16 protein-coding genes and 1 pseudogene are annotated in these 18,310 nt (G+C 73.1%); 13 read left to right on the forward strand and 4 right to left on the reverse strand.

Annotated features, from left to right (window positions below):
- Positions 1-88: 88 nt before the first annotated feature.
- From OIE51_RS24425 to OIE51_RS24475, 11 genes and pseudogenes are all read left to right on the forward strand, one after another.
- Positions 89-1,351: an MFS transporter gene (locus OIE51_RS24425; RefSeq protein WP_326599981.1), complete on the forward strand. Its 1,263-nt coding sequence runs from the start codon at positions 89-91 to the stop codon at positions 1,349-1,351.
- A 9-nt stretch (positions 1,352-1,360) separates the two neighbouring features.
- A complete protein-coding gene (pafA, locus tag OIE51_RS24430) occupies positions 1,361-2,722 on the forward strand; it encodes a Pup--protein ligase (RefSeq protein ID WP_326599983.1) in 1,362 nt (453 codons plus the stop codon).
- Between the two features lie 106 nt (positions 2,723-2,828).
- On the forward strand, positions 2,829-3,818 hold the full coding sequence (locus OIE51_RS24435; protein ID WP_326599985.1) for an FKBP-type peptidyl-prolyl cis-trans isomerase: 990 nt from the start codon (positions 2,829-2,831) through the stop codon (positions 3,816-3,818).
- A 48-nt stretch (positions 3,819-3,866) separates the two neighbouring features.
- Positions 3,867-4,241, forward strand: a complete 375-nt coding sequence (locus OIE51_RS24440; protein ID WP_326599986.1) for an FKBP-type peptidyl-prolyl cis-trans isomerase — start codon at positions 3,867-3,869, stop codon at positions 4,239-4,241.
- A gap of 92 nt (positions 4,242-4,333) precedes the next feature.
- Positions 4,334-5,287 (forward strand): helix-turn-helix transcriptional regulator, encoded by a 954-nt coding sequence (locus OIE51_RS24445; RefSeq protein ID WP_326599987.1) that lies wholly within the window; start codon positions 4,334-4,336, stop codon positions 5,285-5,287.
- Positions 5,288-5,315: 28 nt separating this feature from the next.
- Positions 5,316-6,284: a helix-turn-helix transcriptional regulator gene (locus tag OIE51_RS24450; RefSeq protein WP_326599988.1), complete on the forward strand. Its 969-nt coding sequence runs from the start codon at positions 5,316-5,318 to the stop codon at positions 6,282-6,284.
- Positions 6,285-6,286: 2 nt separating this feature from the next.
- The gene (locus OIE51_RS24455) at positions 6,287-6,514 is read left to right on the forward strand and encodes a hypothetical protein (protein WP_326599989.1); all 228 of its coding nucleotides are present in this window, start codon (positions 6,287-6,289) and stop codon (positions 6,512-6,514) included.
- A gap of 129 nt (positions 6,515-6,643) precedes the next feature.
- On the forward strand, positions 6,644-6,913 hold the full coding sequence (tatA, locus tag OIE51_RS24460; RefSeq protein ID WP_326599991.1) for a Sec-independent protein translocase subunit TatA: 270 nt from the start codon (positions 6,644-6,646) through the stop codon (positions 6,911-6,913).
- Positions 6,914-6,985: 72 nt separating this feature from the next.
- Positions 6,986-7,915 carry a twin-arginine translocase subunit TatC gene (gene tatC, locus OIE51_RS24465; RefSeq protein WP_326599993.1) on the forward strand — a complete coding sequence of 310 codons (930 nt, stop codon included), beginning with the start codon at positions 6,986-6,988 and terminating at the stop codon, positions 7,913-7,915.
- Positions 7,916-7,931: 16 nt separating this feature from the next.
- Positions 7,932-8,850 (forward strand): annotated as a pseudogene (locus tag OIE51_RS24470) (diacylglycerol kinase family protein).
- Positions 8,851-8,896: 46 nt separating this feature from the next.
- The gene (locus OIE51_RS24475) at positions 8,897-11,707 is read left to right on the forward strand and encodes a DEAD/DEAH box helicase (protein WP_326599994.1); all 2,811 of its coding nucleotides are present in this window, start codon (positions 8,897-8,899) and stop codon (positions 11,705-11,707) included.
- An 80-nt stretch (positions 11,708-11,787) separates the two neighbouring features.
- Here the strand turns inward: OIE51_RS24475 and OIE51_RS24480 are convergent, their stop codons facing one another.
- Complete coding sequence (locus OIE51_RS24480) at positions 11,788-12,696, reverse strand: 5'-3' exonuclease (protein ID WP_326600783.1); 909 nt, start codon at positions 12,694-12,696, stop codon at positions 11,788-11,790.
- 195 nt (positions 12,697-12,891) lie between these two features.
- Here OIE51_RS24480 and OIE51_RS24485 point away from each other — a divergent pair, with 195 nt between their 5' ends.
- Positions 12,892-14,064: a cation:proton antiporter gene (locus OIE51_RS24485; protein ID WP_326599995.1), complete on the forward strand. Its 1,173-nt coding sequence runs from the start codon at positions 12,892-12,894 to the stop codon at positions 14,062-14,064.
- Entirely contained in the window at positions 14,061-14,792 is a 732-nt protein-coding gene (locus OIE51_RS24490; RefSeq protein ID WP_326599996.1) for a helical backbone metal receptor, read from the forward strand. The genes OIE51_RS24485 and OIE51_RS24490 overlap by 4 nt, the downstream gene beginning before the upstream one ends.
- Positions 14,793-15,248: 456 nt before the next feature.
- On the opposite strand, the gene OIE51_RS24495 is transcribed toward OIE51_RS24490, so the two are convergent.
- The 3 genes from OIE51_RS24495 to OIE51_RS24505 all read right to left on the reverse strand — a co-directional run bounded on the left by OIE51_RS24495 (position 15,249) and on the right by OIE51_RS24505 (position 18,279).
- On the reverse strand, positions 15,249-15,950 hold the full coding sequence (locus tag OIE51_RS24495; protein ID WP_326600784.1) for a gamma-glutamyl-gamma-aminobutyrate hydrolase family protein: 702 nt from the start codon (positions 15,948-15,950) through the stop codon (positions 15,249-15,251).
- 21 nt (positions 15,951-15,971) lie between these two features.
- Complete coding sequence (gene eat, locus OIE51_RS24500; RefSeq protein ID WP_326599997.1) at positions 15,972-17,414, reverse strand: ethanolamine permease; 1,443 nt, start codon at positions 17,412-17,414, stop codon at positions 15,972-15,974.
- Between the two features lie 103 nt (positions 17,415-17,517).
- On the reverse strand, positions 17,518-18,279 hold the full coding sequence (locus OIE51_RS24505) for a FadR/GntR family transcriptional regulator (protein ID WP_326599998.1): 762 nt from the start codon (positions 18,277-18,279) through the stop codon (positions 17,518-17,520).
- Between the last annotated feature and the right edge of the window lie 31 nt (positions 18,280-18,310).

The raw sequence follows: 18,310 nt of genomic DNA on the forward strand, positions 1-18,310 counted from the left end.
TTCGCCTACCTGTTGCCTGGATCCGCCGGAACCCGGCTATCGTACGTACACTGGCGACGTTATACGTAACACTAGCGGGGGTGAGGCCATGGCCGGGGGCTATCTGGAGCTGCTGCGGGCACGCCATGTGGCGCGGCTGCTGACCGGCACGCTGGTCGGCCGTCTGCCCAACGCGACCGCGCCGCTGGCCATCGTCCTGTTCACCCGGGCGGAGGACGGCGGCTACTCGCTGGCCGGCGCGCTCGCCGCCGTCTACGGGCTGGCCACCGCCGTCGGCCAGCCGCTCCTGGGCCGCCTCGTGGACACCCGCGGGCAGCTCCGGGTGATCCTGCCCGCCGCCGTCGTCTCCGCGCTCGCGATGGCCCTGTTCGCCCTCGTGGGCACCGGACCGCTCCCGGTGGCCGTCACCGCCATCCTGGTCGCGGGCGTCGCCACACCGCCGCTGGAGGGCGGTCTGCGGGCCCTGTGGCCCAGCGTCCTGGACCGCGGCGACCGGGTGCACCGGGCCTACGCGCTGGACGCGGTGGCGCAGGAGGTCATGTTCGCGGCCGGACCGCTGGCCGTGATGCTTCTCGTCGCCGTCCGCTCGGAGGCGGCGGCCCTGCTGGTGATCAACGCGCTCGGCGTCCTCGGCGCGCTCTCCGTCGTCGTCTCCCGCCCCTCCCGGCGCTGGCGCGGTGCCCCGCGCGCGGCCCACTGGCTGGGCGCGCTGCGCTCCCCGGGACTGCTCGCGCTGCTCGGCTGCTTCTTCTTCGTCGGCGCGGCCCTCGGCGCCATCTCCGTCGCCGCCGTGGCCTACGCGGACACGCACGGCGACGAGGCGGTGGCCGGCTACCTGCTCTCCGCGCTCGGCGTCGGCGCCCTGACCGGTGGGCTCTGGTACGGCGCGCGGCACTGGGGCGGGGAGCCGGAGCGGCGGCTGGTGTTCCTGGTGGCCGCCCTCGCCGCCGGCTATCTGCCGCTGCTGTCCACGCCCGGCTCGGTGCCCGTGATGACCCTGCTCGCCGGAGTCTCCGGCCTGTTCCTCGCGCCCGCGCTGGCCTGCGCCTTCGTGGTCATCGACCGGCACGCCCCGGTCGGCACCGTCACCGAGGCGTTCTCCTGGCTGGTGACCACGTTCGGCGTCGGGGCCGCGGCCGGCACGGCCGCGGTCGGACCGGCTGTCGAATGGGGGCGCGACCCGGCGGGCTTCGCCGTGGCCGGGGTCGCCGGCGGGCTCGCCCTGCTGGTGCTGATCGCCACGCGCCGTGTTCTCGCTGCTCCCGGGCATGTGCCCGGCGAGGGGCCGGAATCGCGAAATGATCGAAACGCCGCACTCGAACCCGGTTTCAGAACCGGGCATCAGGCGTAATGTTCACTCATGGATCGCCGAATCTTCGGGCTTGAGAACGAGTACGGCGTCACCTGCACGTTCCGCGGACAGCGACGGCTGTCCCCGGACGAAGTGGCGCGGTATCTCTTCCGCCGTGTCGTGTCATGGGGTCGCAGCAGCAACGTGTTTCTGCGCAACGGCGCCCGGCTGTATCTGGACGTCGGCTCGCACCCCGAATACGCGACGCCCGAGTGTGACAACGTCACCGAGCTCATCACCCACGACAAGGCCGGTGAGCGCATTCTGGAGGGCCTGCTCGTCGACGCCGAGCGCAGGCTCCACGAAGAGGGGATCGCCGGCGACGTCTACCTGTTCAAGAACAACACCGACTCCGCGGGCAACTCGTACGGCTGCCACGAGAACTATCTGGTGGCCCGGCACGGCGAATTCTCCCGGCTCGCGGACGTGCTCATCCCGTTCCTCGTCACCCGACAGATGATCTGCGGCGCGGGCAAGGTCCTCCAGACCCCGCGCGGCGCGGTCTTCTGCGTCAGCCAGCGCGCCGAGCACATCTGGGAGGGCGTGAGCTCCGCGACCACCCGCTCGCGCCCCATCATCAACACCCGCGACGAGCCGCACGCCGACGCCGAGCGGTACCGCCGGCTGCACGTCATCGTCGGCGACTCGAACATGTCGGAGACGACCATGCTGCTCAAGGTCGGGGCCACCGACCTGGTGCTGCGCATGATCGAGGCCGGCACGGTCATGCGCGACCTCACGCTGGAGAACCCGATCCGGGCCATCCGCGAGGTCAGCCACGACATCACCGGCCAGCGCAAGGTGCGGCTCGCCACCGGGCGGGAGGCGTCGGCGCTGGAGATCCAGCAGGAGTACTACGAGAAGGCGCTCGACTTCTGCGAGCGCCGGGGCATGCGCACCGGGGTCACCGAGCAGGTCCTCGAGCTGTGGGGCCGGACCCTGGAGTCCATCCGGGCCCAGGAGCTGGACAAGATCAACACCGAGATCGACTGGGTCATGAAGTACCAGCTCATCGAGCGGTACCGGGCGAAGCACAACCTGACGATGTCGCACCCGAGGATCGCGCAGATAGACCTCGCCTACCACGACATCCACCGTCGCCGCGGGCTGTACTACCTGCTGGAGCGCAAGGGGCAGGCCCAGCGCGTGTGCAACGACCTGAAGATCTTCCAGGGCAAGTCGGTGCCCCCGCAGACCACCCGGGCCAGGCTCCGGGGCGACTTCATCCGCCGGGCGCAGGAGCAGCGGCGGGACTTCACGGTCGACTGGGTGCATCTCAAGCTGAACGACCAGGCGCAGCGCACCGTGCTCTGCAAGGACCCCTTCCGGTCGGTGGACGAGCGGGTGGAGAAGCTGATCGCCGGCATGTGACGGGTGGTGGGGCGACGCCGCCCGTCAGGTGGTGCGGGGGAGGCCGTAGGGTGGGGCGGGACCAGCGGGGTCCCGCCCCGGCCGTGCCTACCGCCAAGTTGGACTGATGATCCTCACCAAACGAGCGCGCCGCATCGTCGCGGTGCTGACCGTTCCCGCCTTCCTGGTGGGCGCCGCCGCCTGCGGTTCCGATGATTCCGACTCCCCGTCCGCCGACGAGCCGGTGGCCGCCGTGTCGGGCGAGCCCGGCCGGCCGCCGGAGATCTCGGTCGAGGGCGACGCCGCATTCGGTGAGGAGACCGTGACCGACGTCCTCACCGAGGGAGACGGCGCCAAGGTGGCCGAGGGGGACTTCGTCCGCCTCGACGTCGTCGGGCGCGTCGCCAACGCCGATCTGGAGCTGGTCAACACCTGGCCCGACGAGGGCGCCGAGGGCGACACCCCCCGCCAGCAGTACGTCGTCCAGCCGGGTGTGGAGTCGACCCTGCCGCAGACCGCGACCGAGTCGCTGGTCGGCAAGAAGGTGGGCAGCCGCGTCCTCGTCGAGGGACGGGTCAGCGAGATGCTCGGCGCGGGCGCCGAGCAGGCCGGGATCCCGGCGGACGACGGCGTGGTCTGGGTCTTCGACATCGCCGCCACCGCCGCCGTCGACCCGCAGGGCGAGGCCCAGGGCGAGCAGGCCGCCACCGAGGAGGGCCTGCCCGAGGTGGAGGCGCCCAGCGGGGAGCCGGCCACGATCACCATCCCGGAGGGCGAGGACCCGCCGGCGGAGCTCCAGGAGCAGGTGCTGATCGAGGGCGACGGCGCCGAGGTCGAAGCCGGTCAGGGCCTGGTCGCCCAGTACACCGGCGTTCTGTGGGACGGTGGCGAGAAGTTCGACTCCTCCTGGGACCGGGGGATGGCCTCCGGCTTCCAGATCGGCACCGGTTCGGTCGTCCAGGGCTGGGACCAGGGCCTGGTCGGCAAGCACGTGGGCGACCGGGTGCTGCTGGTCATCCCGCCCGACCTGGGCTACGGCCCGGAGGAGCAGGCCGGCGGCGCCATCCCGGGGGACTCCACCCTGGTCTTCGTCGTCGACATCGTCGGCACCGTCTGAGGCCGCGCGGCGGCCCGTTCACAGCGATCGTCACAGGAGAGTTTTCAAGTGAGCATCGACAAGCCCGAGATCGACTTCCCCGGTGGCGAGCCGCCGGCCGACCTCGAGATCAAGGACATCTGGGAGGGCGAGGGCCCGGTCGCCCAGGCCGGGGCGCAGGTCTCCGTGCACTACGTGGGCGTCTCCTTCAGCAGCGGCGAGGAGTTCGACGCCAGCTGGAACCGCGGCACCCCGCTCCGCTTCCAGCTCGGCGCCGGTCAGGTCATCCCCGGTTGGGACCAGGGCGTGCAGGGGATGCGGGTCGGCGGTCGGCGACAGCTGACCATCCCGCCGCACCTGGCCTACGGTGACGCCGGAGCCGGCGGCGGTCTGATCAAGCCGGGCGAGACCCTTATCTTCGTCTGCGATCTGGTCTCGGCCTGATCCGAACAGGCGGTACGGTGGGCCCATCCCCCTGTGGGATGGGCCCACCGCGCTCACGTGGTCGGGGAGTTGTGGAGGGAGGTGACGCGCCGATGGCGATCGCCAAGGCGGAGCGGCTGATGAATCTCGCCCTGTGCCTGCTGGGCACCGGCCGCCCGCTGAGCAAGCGGGAGCTGCGGACCTCTATCGAGGCGTACATCGAGGTCGCCTCCGAGGACGCCTTCAACCGGATGTTCGAGCGCGACAAGGACGATCTGCGCGAGCTCGGCATGGTGATCGAGACCGTCGAGAGCGTCGACGGCGATGTCGGCTATGTCGCCCGCCGCGACCGCAACCAGCTTCCGCCCGTCACCCTCGACGCCGAGGAGGCCGCCGCGCTCGGCCTGGCAGCCCGGGTCTGGCAGCAGGCCAGGCTCGCCGGCGCCGCCAGCGGCGCCCTCCAGAAGCTGCGGGCCGCGGGCATGCCGCTGGCCGAGGAGGAGCAGGAGAGCTACAGCGCCCTGGAGCCCCGGGTGCCGGCCGGCGAGGCGGCGTTCGAGCCCCTGATGATCGCCTGCCGCGACCGGCGGCCCGTCACCTTCGCCTACCGCAAGTCCAACGCCGTCCGCGCCGACACCCGGCAGGTCGAGCCCTGGGCCCTGGAGTGCTGGCGCGGCCACTGGTACCTGGCCGGATACGACCGCGACCGCGGCGCCGCGCGCGTCTTCCGGCTCTCCCGGATCGCCGGCCGCGTCCGGTCGCGCTCCGGCGCCTTCAGTGCCCGGGTCCCCGACCAGGTCGCCCTCCGGGAGAGTGTCGCCCGGTGGGCCGGGGAACACGCCACGGGCCAGGCGCGGATCAGGCTGCGCGCCGGCTCGGGATACCCGCTGCGCGCCCGCGCGACCCGGATCACCGGTGTGGACGCCGACTGGGACGAGCTGGAGATCCCCTACGGGCACGGACTCGACGCCTGGCTCGCGGAGTTCGGCCCGGACGTGCTCGTGCTGGACCCCGCCGAGCTGCGGGCGGACGTGGTGGACCGGCTGCGCGCGGTCGCCAAGGGCTGAGCGGGCCGGGAAGGGGAGAGGAGCGGACATGGCGACCACGGCCATCGACAGGACGCGGCGCATGCTGTCGCTCGTGACGTATCTGCGTGAGCGCCCCGGCGCCCGGGTCGACGAGGTGGCGCGGGCCTTCGGGATCTCCGAGGACGAGCTGATCTCCGACCTCAACGTGCTGCCCATGTGCGGCACCAGCTTCCGCGGCGGCGATCTGCTCGACATCGACACCGACGGCGAGCACATCTGGTGGCACAACGCGGACGCCGTCGGCTCCGGCACCGGCCAGCCGCTGCGGCTCGCCGCCGACGAGGCGACCGCCCTGCTGGTCGCCGCCCGCGCGGTGGCGACCCTGCCCGGACTGCGGGACGGCGACAAGGAAGCGCTGCTGCGGGCCACGGCCAAGCTGGAGGCGGCGGCCGGGGAGAGCGCGGGGGCCAGCTCCCGCCTGTCGGTCACCTTCGAGGCCGAGGGTGGGGTCTTCGCCGTCGTCGACCGTGCCATCACCGAGCGCCGCCGGCTGCTCATCCGCTACTACTCGCCGGGCCGCGACGAGCTGACCGATCGGGAGATCGACCCGATCCGGCTCTTCGTCCTGGGCCACACCTACGTCGAGGCGTGGTGCCGCCGGACGGAGGCTCGGCGCACGTTCCGGCTGGACCGCGTGGCCCGCATCGAGCTACTGGAGACCCCGGCCGACCCGCCGCCCGTCGAGCCGCGCGACCTGAGCGAGGGGCTGGTGCAGCCGGCCCCCACGGACCCGGAGGTCGTGATCGAGGTGGGTCCCGGCGGCCGGTGGGTCGCGGAGTACTATCCGCACGACACGGCCGAGGAGCTGCCCGACGGCGGGCTGCGGGTGACGCTGCGCACCCCGGACCCGGCCACGCTGCGCCGCCTGGCGCTGCGGCTCGGCGGGGACGGCCGGATCGTCTCCCCGCCGGAGCTGGCCGACAGCGCCCGGGCGGCGGCCCGCGCCGCCCTGGATCTGTACGAGGAGATCGTCTAGCGATGTTCTGGCCCATGTTCCAGCTCGCCCTCGCCTTCTGCGGGGTCGCGGTCCTCGCGGTCCTCGCGGTGCTCGTCGGCGTCGAGGTCCGCCGGTTCACGCGGGCGGTCGGCGACAGCTCCGAGCGGATCAGCCGGGCCGTGGACGAGCTCGAACGGTCCGCCGCGCCGCTGGCCACCCGGGGGGGCGCCGTGCGCCGTTCGTACGGCGGGCAGAGCGAGGGAGAATAGGCGGACGCTCGGCCATTGCCCCATGTTCATCGTCGCGCGTTAAAATTGCAGCTCGTGCGGCCGGCCGGGGAACATCCGGGGGTCCGCGCGGTGGACAGATCACTCCCGATCAGAGACTGGACGGACGATATGGGCTCGCTTTCCGCATGGCACATCCTCCTCGTCGCCCTTGTCGTCGTGGTCGTCTTCGGCTCCAAGCGCCTGCCGGACACCGCCCGCTCGCTCGGCAAGTCGATGCGCATCATCAAGAGCGAGGCTTCCGCGCTGAAGACCGACAAGACCCCCGCAGACGCGGACGGCTCCGCGCCGGGCACCGCGCCCCGGACCATCGAGCCCGCCGTGGGCGACACGACCGCCGCGCGTCCGGTGGACGAGCCCAAGGGCACGACGCAGGGCTGACGTACTGTCGTGCCAGCAGTGAGACCGGGTGGTCGGCGTCGTTCCGGCCCCCCTACGAGATGAGGACGAGGGGTGCCCAAGGCCGCGCGCAAGAAGGAGAAGGACCCCGAGGGGCGGATGCCCCTCACCGAGCATCTGCGTGAGCTGCGCAACCGGCTCGGGGTGTCGATGGCGGCGATCCTCGCCGTCACGATCGTCGCGCTGTTCTTCGCCCAGGACATCATGGACGTCCTCACCGCGCCGCTGCCGGAGTGCGATGAGGTCAACGACACCCGGGGCGCCGTCGAGCGCTGCGCCCGGCTCACGCAGAACGGCCTGACCGCGCCGTTCGCCACTTACTTCCGGGTCTCCCTGCTGGTCGGTCTGATCGCGGCCTCCCCGATCTGGCTCTACCAGTTCTGGGCGTTCATCGCGCCCGGGCTGCACAGGCACGAGAAGAAGTACACCAGCGCCGTCGTCGGCTTCGGCGTGCCGCTGTTCCTGACCGGTGTCTACTTCGCGTACTGGCTGCTGCCGCGGGCCATTCCCGTGCTGCTGAGCTTCAGCGCCGAGGACGCGGAGAATCTCGTCACCGTCGAGGAGCTGCTGGACCTCACCGTCCGGATGGCCCTCGCCTTCGGCCTCTCCTTCGAGCTCCCGCTGCTGCTCGTGATGCTGAACTTCGGCGGCATCCTCTCCGGCAAGCGCATGCTGAGCTGGTGGCGCTGGATGGTGGTCGGCATCGCCGTCTTCGCCGCCGCCATCACCCCGACCGACCTGCTGTCGATGGTCGCGCTCCAGGTGCCGGTCACCGGGCTGTACTTCCTGGCCTGCGGTATCTCCATCCTGAACGACCGGCGCCGGGAGCGGGCGGACCCCGACGCGGAGCTGGGCGATGACGAGGCGTCCGCCCTGGACCTGACCCCGGTCCCCGTCGAGCCGGTCGAGCCCGTGGAGCGGGTCGGCGCGGCCGGACCGGACGACGGCCCCGCGCGGGTCAACGGCTTCGACGACGCGACGTGACCCGGCCGGGGCGCGCGTGAGCGCTGAGGTCACCGGGCTGATCAATCCCGGAGCGGGCCGGGGCAAGGGTGCCCGCGCGGCGCTGTCCGCGGCCCGGGTGCCGCGCGACGCCGGGTTCCTGGTGCGCGCGGTCGTCGGCGAGGACGCGGCCGACGCGCCGCGCCGGGTCCGGTCGGCCGTCGACCGGGGCACCGGGGCCGTGGTGGCGGTGGGCGGCGACGGTCTCGGCTCCCTCGCCCTGGGAGCGGTCGCGGGCACCGGCACCCCGCTGGCCATCGTCGCCGCCGGCACCGGGAACGACACGGCCCGCGGCTCAACGACACGGCCCGCGGCTGTGGGCCGCCCACCCGCGACCCGCGCGTCGCCGCGGCGCTGATCGCCGCCGCCCTGGAGGCGGGGCAGATCCGGCGCGTGACGCCGGGCGGGTCGGCGACGCCTGGTTCGGCAGCGTGCTGGCGGCCGGGTTCGACTCGCGGGTGAACGACCGGGGCAACCGGACGCGGTGGCCGCGCGGCCCGCGGCGCTACGACCTCGCCGTGCTCGCCGTGCTGGCCGCGTTGCGGCCGATGCCCTTCCGGCTCCGGCTCGACGGCGGCCCGTGGCGGGAGATCGAGGCCACCCTGATCGCGGTGGGCAACGGCGCCAGCTGCTACGGCGGCGGCATGCGGATCCGCGCCGGTGCCCGGGTGGACGACGGGCTGTCCACCGTCACCGTGGTGGGCGACGTCAGCCGGACCACGCTGCCGCGTGTCTTCCCCCGGGTCCACCGGGGCACCCACCTGGCCCACCCGGCGGTGTCGGTGCGGGAGGCGGCCCGGCTGGAGATCGACGCTCCCGCGTCACCGGATACGGACGGCGAACCCCTGGGCCCGCTGCCGCTGACCGCCGCGTGCGTGGCCGGCGCCGTCCGGCCGCTGGCACCCGTCGACGCGTAAAGTTCACGCCGCCGTCCTGGGCGGGGCCGGTAGGCTCGTAAGCACAATGACCGACCACATGTCCCCTGCGGAGCGCTACACCGCCGCCCAGCGGCGTGCCGCCGAGCAGGCCACCGCGCTCGCCCCGTTCCGCGAGCTGTACGACTTCGGGCTGGACCCGTTCCAGATCGAGGCGTGCCAGGCCCTTGAGGCCGGGAAGGGCGTCCTGGTCGCGGCGCCCACCGGCTCGGGCAAGACGATCGTCGGGGAGTTCGCCGTCCACCTGGCCCTCGCGCAGGGCCGGAAGTGTTTCTACACCACCCCGATCAAGGCGCTGTCGAACCAGAAGTTCACCGACCTGGTCAAGCGGTACGGTGCCGACCGGGTCGGCCTGCTCACCGGCGACAACAGTGTCAACGGCGACGCGCCCGTGATCGTGATGACCACCGAGGTGCTGCGGAACATGCTCTACGCGGGTTCCCAGGCGCTGACCGGCCTCGGCTATGTGGTGATGGACGAGGTGCACTACCTCTCCGACCGCTTCCGCGGCGCCGTGTGGGAGGAGGTCATCATCCACCTCCCCGAGTCCGTCACCCTGGTCTCGCTCTCGGCCACCGTCTCCAACGCCGAGGAGTTCGGCGACTGGCTGGACACCGTCCGCGGCGACACCCAGGTCATCGTCTCCGAGCACCGCCCGGTGCCCCTGTGGCAGCACGTGCTGGCCGGGCGGCGGCTGTACGACCTGTTCGAGGAGTCCGGCGACAAGCGCGAGGTCAACCCCGACCTGCTGCGCATGGCCCGGATGGAGAACACCCGCCCGTGGACCGCCCGCGACCGGTTCCGTGACGGCCGGGACCGCAAGCGCGCCGCGGACCGGGAGCGCGAGCGGCGGCAGCGCGCCCGCGTCTACACGCCCAGCCGCGTCGAGGTCATCGACCGGCTGGACGCGGAGGGCCTGCTGCCCGCCATCACCTTCATCTTCAGCCGGGCGGGCTGCGAGGCGGCCGTCCAGCAGTGCCTGCACGCCGGGCTACGGCTGAACGACGCGCCGGCCCGCGCCCAGGTGCGGGAGATCGTGGAGCGGCGGACGGCCGCCATCCCCGACGAGGACCTGCACGTGCTGGGGTACTTCGAATGGCTGGAGGGCCTGGAGCGGGGCATCGCCGCGCACCACGCCGGCATGCTGCCGACGTTCAAGGAGATCGTCGAGGAGCTGTTTGTCCGGGGGCTGGTCAAGGCGGTGTTCGCCACCGAGACGCTGGCCCTGGGCATCAACATGCCGGCCCGTTCCGTCGTCCTGGAGAAGCTCGTCAAGTGGAACGGGGAGCAGCACGCCGACATCACGCCAGGCGAGTACACGCAGCTCACCGGGCGCGCCGGGCGGCGCGGCATCGACATCGAGGGCCACGCGGTCGTGCTGTGGCAGCGCGGCATGGACCCGGCGGCGCTGGCCGGGCTGGCCGGGGCGCGCACCTATCCGCTGCGGTCGTCGTTCAAGCCGTCCTACAACATGGCGGTCAACCTGGTGGCGCAGTTCGGGCGGCACCGCTCGCGTGAGCTGCTGGAGACGTCGTTCGCCCAGTTCCAGGCGGACCGCTCGGTGGTGGGCATCTCCCGCCAGGTGCAGCGCAACGAGACCGGGCTGTCCGGGTACCGGGAGGCGATGACCTGCCACCTCGGGGACTTCGAGGAGTACTCCCGGCTGCGCCGCGACCTGAAGGACCGCGAGACCGAGCTGGCCCGGGAGGGCATGGTGCAGCGCCGGGCCGCGGCGCACACCTCGCTGGAGCAGCTCCGGCCGGGCGACATCATTCACGTGCCCACCGGCAAGTACGCCGGGCTGGCCCTGGTCCTCGACCCCGGCATGCCCAGCGGGCGCAGCGCGGGGCACCGGGGCTTCGACCACCAGGACGGGCCGCGTCCGCTGGTGCTGACCGAGCAGCGGCAGGTCAAGCGGCTGGCCTCGATGGACTTCCCGGCGCCGGTGGAGGCGCTGGAGCGGATGCGTATCCCGAAGTCGTTCAACCCGCGCAGTCCCCAGTCGCGGCGCGACCTGGCGTCGGCGCTGCGCGCCAAGGCCGGGCACGTGGTGCCGCGCCGGCACCGCAAGGGGCGGGCCGCTGCGGCCGACGACGCCGAGATCGCGCGGCTGCGGCAGGCGATCCGCGCCCATCCGTGTCACGGCTGCGACGAGCGGGAGGACCACGCCCGGTGGGCCGAGCGGTACCACCGGCTGAGGCGGGACACGCGGCAGCTCGAACGGCGCATCGAGGGCCGGACCAACACCATCGCCCGCACCTTCGACCAGGTCGCCGCGCTCCTGACCGAGCTGGAGTACCTGCGCGGCGACGACGTGACGCCCGAGGGCCGCAGGCTGGCCCGGCTCTACGGGGAACTGGACCTGCTGGCCAGCGAGTGCCTGCGGGAGGGCGTGTGGGAGGGGCTGGACCCGGCTGAGCTGGCCTCCTGCGTCTCCGCCCTGGTCTACGAGACCCGCAACGCCGACGACGCCCCGGCGCCCGAGGTGCCCGGCGGGCGGGCCCGGCACGCGCTGGGGGAGATGGTCAGGATCTGGGGCCGACTGGACGCGCTGGAGGAGCGGCACCACATCAACCAGGCCACGGGCGTCGGCCAGCGGGAGCCAGACCTCGGCTTCGCCTGGCCCGCCTACCGCTGGGCCCAGGGTCATGCTCTGGACGCGGTGCTGCGCGACGCGGACATGCCCGCGGGCGACTTCGTGCGCTGGTGCAAGCAGGTCATCGACGTCCTCGGCCAGGTCGCGGCGGCGGCGCCCGAGGGCGGGACCGTGGCGGCCAACGCCCGCAAGGCCGTCGACAAGATGCTGCGCGGGGTGGTGGCGTACAGCTCCGTCGGGTAGGCGGGCGCTGTCCGTCCCCCCGGCGCTGTGCCCGTGCTCGGTTGGCCGATGCGCGGTTTCCCGTGCCCGTCCCCGGGTGCTCAGGGCCGCAGGGAGGTCAGCAGGCGGGTGAGCGAGCCGCCGAGGCCCCAGCGCGCGTTGAGCGCGTCCAGGGCCTCGGGGGCGCGCGGCTCGGTGGGCAGCGCCGCGTCGCGCTCCGGCAGCGGCACGTCCCGCGCGACCCGCACCACGCGGGGGGCGACGGCCAGATAGGGCCTGGCCTCCGTCAGGCGCTTGCGCTGCGCCGGGGTGAACGCGGTGCCGCCCGGCTCGTCCAGCGCGGCCAGGATGCCGGCCAGGTCGCCGTGGCGCTCCAGCAGCCTGGCGGCCGTCTTCTCACCGATACCGGGAACGCCCGGCAGTCCGTCGCTCGGATCGCCGCGCAGCAGCGCCAGATCGGCGTAGCCGGGGCCGTCGACCCCGTACTTCTCGCGCAGCGCCGCCTCGTCGAACGCGGCCAGGTTGGCCATGCCCTTCACCGGGTAGAGCACGCGCACGCCGCGCGCGTCGTCGATGAGCTGGAACAGGTCCCGGTCGCCGGTCACGATGTCCACCGGCCCGGTGGCCCGGCCGGTGAGGGTGCCGATGACGTCGTCGGCCTCGTAGCCGGGGGCGCCGAGCCGGGTGATGCCGATGGCGTCGAAGACCTCCTCGATCACCGGGACCTGGGGCGAGAGGGTGTCGGGCACGACCTCGGTGTCCGGCCCGTCCGGGGCCTCCTCGGCGACGCGGTGCGCCTTGTAGGAGGGGATCAGCTCCACCCGCCAGGCCGGGCGCCAGTCGTCGTCGAAGCAGGCGACGAGATCGTCGGGCCGGTGGTCGAGAACGAGGCGGGCGACGAAGTCCAGCAGGCCGCGCACGGCGTTGACGGGCGTGCCGTCGGGGGCGCGCACCGACTCCGGGACGCCGAAGTAGGCCCGGAAGTAGAGCGAGGCGGTGTCGAGCAGCATCAGTCGTCTGGTCACACAGGGATCATGCCGTAAGACGGGTGCCGGGCACGGCGAGCCCCCGGTAGGGGAAACGGGCCGGAAAAGTCCTTTGGTAAGCTAAGTTTTGACCTTTTCTTGACCTGGGCTTGACTCTTTTGGTCCCGGACCGACAGCCGCACGCCAGGAGGAACCATCCACGCGGACACCCTGCTCGCCATGGGCGGCGCCTTCGTCGCTGCCGCCGTCCTCGCCCGGCTCGGCAGCCGCATCGGGCTGCCGACCATCCCGCTGTTCATCCTCGCCGGGATCCTGCTCGGCCCCAACACCCCCGGGTATGTGCTGGTGGAGGACCCGCACGAGCTGGAGATGCTCTCGGCGCTCGGTCTCGTGCTGTTGCTGTTCTACCTCGGGCTCGAATTCCACATCGACGATCTGAAGAGCGGCGGCCGGAAGATGGCGGCGGCGGGCGGCGCGTATCTCGCGCTGAACGTGGGGGCCGGGCTGGCGTTCGGCTTCGGCCTGGGCTGGGGCACCGAGGAGGCGCTGGTCCTCGCCGGGGTCCTCGGAATCTCGTCGTCCGCGATCGTCACCAAGGTGCTGGTCGACCTGAATCGCATCAACAACCCGGAGACCAGGCCGATTCTGGGCATCATCGTGGTGGAGGACGTCTTCCTCGCCCTGTATCTGGCGGCCCTGCAGCCGGTCATCTCCGGTGCGGACAACCTGGGTTCGACGGTGTGGGACTTCGGGAAGGCATTCGGCTTCCTGCTGCTGCTGGCGGTCGCCGCCCGTTGGGGAACGGGGATCGTCGGCCGGATGTTCGCGACGAAGGACGACGAGTTGCTGGTGATCTCCTTTCTCGGCGCGGCCGTGCTCGTCGCCGGGGTGGCCGAGAAGTTCGGGGTGGCGGACGCCATCGCCGCGTTCATGGTCGGCCTGATCCTGGGCAACACCGGCTCGGGGGAGCGGATCCTGCACATGGTGCACCCGCTGCGGGACGCCTTCGCCGCGATCTTCTTCTTCGCCTTCGGCCTGTCCATCGACCCCGGCGATCTGCCGACGGTCATCTGGCCGGTGCTGATCGCGCTGCTCGTGACCGTCTCGATGAACCTGCTGGCGGGGCTGCTGACCGGGCGGATCTACGGGTTCGGGCCGAAGCCGTCCGCCCATGTGGCCACCACGCTGCTCGCGCGCGGGGAGTTCGCCCTGATCCTCGCCACCATGGCGGCGGGGGCCGGGCTGGACGAGCGGCTGTCGCCGTTCATCGCGGGCTATGTGCTCATCCTCGCCGTGATCGCGCCGCTGGCCGCCGGGCGTTCGCACTGGCTGGCCCGGGTGCTGCCGGGCGGTCGCGCGTGGTCGCGCGCGGGGACGGGGGTGGAACGGTGACGGCCGTGCGGCGGGTCGTGTCGCTGGTGCCGTCGCTGACCGAGGCCGTGGCCGCGACGGCGCGGGAGCTGCTCGTGGGCGCGACCGACTGGTGCGAGTGGCCCGCGGACTTGGACGTGGCGCGGATCGGCGGCACCAAGAATCCGGACGTGGCGCGGGTGGTGGCGCTGCGCCCGGACCTGGTGATCGCCAACGAGGAGGAGAACCGGGCCCCGGATCTGGCGGCGCTGCGCGCGGCGGGTATCGAGGTGCTGGTCACCGAAGTGCGGTCGCTGACCCAGGCGTTCGCGGAGCTGGAACGGGTGCTGGTCGCCGGCTGCGGGCTGGCGCGGCCCGGGTGGCTGGCCGAGGCGGAGTCGGCCTGGGCGGCGGTGCGGGCCGGGAGGCCCGGGCGCGTCGCCGTGGTGCCGGTCTGGCGGCGGCCGTGGATGGTGCTGGGCCGCGACACGTTCGCGGGCGACGTGCTGGCCCGGCTCGGCATACGGAACGCCTACGACGGACATCCGGAGCGGTATCCGCGGGTCCCTCTGGGGGAGTTGACCGCCCTGGGCCGGGCGGATCTGGTGGTGCTCCCCGACGAGCCGTACGCGTTCACCCGGGACGACGGACCCGAGGCGTTCCCCACGCTGCCCGCGGCTCTGGTCAGCGGACGCCATCTGACGTGGTACGGCCCGTCGTTGACCGAGGCCCCGGCGGCGCTGTCCGCCGCACTCGACGCGGCACGCTGAGCGGCCCGGCGGCCCGGCGGACGGGGGAGCGGGGGAGCGGGGCATCGCGGCGGGTCGATGATCCCGGGCGGGGGTCCGGTCTGGCGGTGGTGGCCGCGTCGCGATGCCGTGTCACCGTGTCACCGTGTCACCGTCACGGCGGTGAGTGCTGCCCCGGCCCGGTCGCGGCATGCGCGTTCCGTCCGGTTTCGCGGCGTGGCCGGTGCCGTGATCCTGGTCCCCCAGCCGCCGGTCAGAGCGGGAAGTCCCGACCTGGCCCGGTCGGTTGCCCGGTGCCCCGGTGCCTGGGGACTGGGGACTGGGGGCGCGATCACGATGCGTGGGGCCGGTTCGTTCGGGGCGGGTGATTCCGGTCGGGGGCCATGGGCCCGTCGGGTTGTTCGTGAGTCGCGGAACCGTGGTGCGCCGGTGTGCGGTGGCCGCCGTGAGGGCGGGTGACCGCGGTCGGCTTCGGGGTCAGGGGGTGCGTGCCGCCGTGATCAGGGCGTGCGTCACGGAGATGTCGTGGCCTGCCTCCGGGTGCCATTGCACGGCCAGGGCGAAGCCGTCGGCGGCGGGCAGTTCCACCGCCTCGATCATGCCGTCCGGTGCGTGGGCCGAGGCGATCAGTCCCGAGCCGAGTCCGGCCACCGCCTGGTGGTGGTACGCGGGGACCCGGATCGGGTTCGGGAGGGCATCGGCCAGCAGGGTGCCGGCGACCGGGGTCACTTCGTGTTCCGCGAAGACGCCCGGTGGGCCGGTGTGGCCGTCCACGTGCTGGTGGAGGGTGCCGCCCAGGGCCACGTTCAGCAGCTGCATCCCCCGGCAGACGCCCAGCAGCGGCATCCGCCGGGCCAGTGCCGCGTCGATCAGCGCCAGCTCCCAGGCGTCCCGCTCCGGCGCGGGCGGGCCGGTGCGCGGGTCGCGGGGTGCGCCGTACCGGGCCGGGTCGACGTCCGGGCCGCCGGCGATCACCAGGCCGTCGAGGCGCGCCAGCACCGCCGTGGCCGCCGCCGGGGCGGCGTCCGGCGGCAGCAGCACCGCCACGCCGCCCGCCCGCTGCACCAGCCGGTGGTAGCCGGCCGGCAGCAGGGCGGCGGGCTGGTCCCACACGCCCCAGCGGACCGATGCCTCCAGATAGGTGCTGACACCGATCAGCGGCGGTTCGCTCCCCGGCACGCTGTTCACGGCGATCTCCTCTCACTCACGGGCGAGTTCGGCCTCCGCCTCGGCCAGCGCCGCGAACTCCTCCTCGGGAGCGGCGGCCACCAGCCGGTGCCGACTGTAGAAGGCGAAGTACGCGACGGCCACCGCGTACACGCCCAGCGCGATGAACGCGGCGTCCCGGTCCACCAGGAACGTCGCCGCCACCGCCGACAGCGCGAGCATGAACGCCACGCCCGAGGTGACCACGCCGCCCGGCGTCCGGTACGGACGCGGCAGGTCCGGCTCGCGGCGGCGCAGCACGATGTGCGACAGCGTCATGAAGCAGTACGAGATCGCCGCGCCGAACACCGCGACGTTCAGCATCCGCGCACCGTCCCCGGTCGTCGCGGCCAGGCCGAAGCCCAGCGCGCCCGGGATCAGCAGGCCCAGGTACGGGGCATTGCGGCGGCTGGTCAGCGACAGGAAGCGCGGCAGATAGCCGGCCCGGGAGAGGGCGAAGAGCTGCCGGGACCCGGCGTAGACCAGCGAGAAGAACGAGGCCACCAGGCCGGCGAGCCCCGCGTAGTTGACGAAACGGCTCAGCGCCGTCGTCTCGCCGTGCGGCTCCAGCGCCGCCACCAGCGGGTTCCCCGCCTCCCGCACGGCGTCCGAGCCGCGCGCGCCCGACGCGGCCAGGAACGTCACCGCCGCCAGCACCAGCAGCACGCCGATCGCCCAGGCCATCGCGCTCGGCAGGGTCCGGGCCGGGTCCCTGGTCTCCTCGGCCGCGAGCGGGACGCCCTCCACGCCGAGGAAGAACCACATGCCGAACGGGAATGCCGCCCAGATGCCCAGCAGCCCGAACGGCAGCCAGGAGCTGGATCCGAGCGCGTCGGAGTCCACCGGGATGTCGTTGAGTGAGTCCGCGCTGAAGTCCGTGAACGCGCCGCAGGCGAAGACCACCAGGGCGGCCACCGCGATCGCCGTCACCACCAGGCTGAAGCGCAGCGCCTCACCCACGCCCCACAGGTGGATGGCGAGGAAGATCACGAAGCAGCCCAAGTAGACCGGCCAGCCGGAGGTCAGGCCGAACAGGTCGAGGGATTCGACGTAGTCGCCGATGAAGATCGCGATCGCCGCCGGGGCCAGCACGAATTCGATGAGGATGGCCGTCCCGGTCAGGAAGCCGCCCCACGGGCCGAGCGCGCGGCGCGCGAAGCCGTAACCGCCGCCCGCCGTCGGCAGGACCGACGCCAGCTCGGCCAGCGCGAACACCATGCAGGTGTACATCAGGCCCATCAGCACGGACGCCACCGCCAGCCCGCCGAAGCCGCCCTCGGCCAGGCCGAAGTTCCAGCCGGCGTAGTCGCCCGAGACGACGTACGCCACCCCGAGCCCGGTCAGCAGCAGCGGGCCCGCGCTGCCGGTGCGCAGGGTCCGACGGCTGAGATAGGCGTCGTCCCCCTCGGGTATGCCGGACTCGGTGCCTTCGGTCATGGGCCGCTCCCGCCTCGCGCCGCAATGGTCTAGCGGCATACCTTTGCCGTCCCGGCGGCCCGAGCGCAAGACCCCCCCCGTAAGACGGCGGTTACGTCCCGGGTCACGCCAGGAAGCCGCGCAGCAGGGCCGCCGTCCCGGCGCAGTGCTCGCGCATCACCGCGCGCGCCCTGTCCGCGTCGCCCGCCAGCACCGCCGCCACCAGGGCGGTGTGCTGTGCCTGCGAGTGTTCCAGGTGCCGCACCAGCAGCGGGACACAGTCCAGCAGGCCGTTCAGGGTGGCCCGCACCGCCGCGTACTGGGCGGCCAGCGACGGCGAGCCCGACAGCTCCGCGAGCGTCAGGTGCAGCAAGGTGTCCGCGCGGCGGTACTCGGTCAGCGGTGTCTCGCCCGTCCCGGCCAGCGCCGCGCGCAGCCGCCCCGCCGCCCCCGCGTCGAGCCCGTCGGCCGCGCACAGCCCGGCCGCGCCCACGTCCAGCACCTCGCGCAGCCGCAGCGTGTCCTCCACGTCGGCCCCGGCGATCCGCCGCCGCAGCTCCTCCTCCCCGGCGCCGCCGCCCGCGGGCTCGGGGCGGCGGCGCACGAACGTCCCGCCGTACCGGCCGCGCCGGCTCTCCACCAGACCCTCGTCCGCGAGCACCTTCAGCACCTCGCGCAGCGTGACCCGGCTGACGCCGAGCAGCGGCGCCAGCTCGCGTTCGGCGGGCAGCCGTCCACCACCGGGCACCAGGCCGAGCCGCAGCACCTGGAGTATCTGCCGCAACGCCTCCTCGAACCCGTTGCCCGTCCGCACCGGCCGCAGCACCCCGGCCGGCCAGGCCGCCGCGTCCGCCGCCCCGCCACCGCCGTCCACGCCGTCGTCCATCGGACCTACTTCCCAATCAATGGTCTGCGTG

The sequence above is a fragment of the Streptomyces sp. NBC_01803 genome (genome assembly GCF_035917415.1).
Lineage (GTDB): Bacteria > Actinomycetota > Actinomycetes > Streptomycetales > Streptomycetaceae > Streptomyces.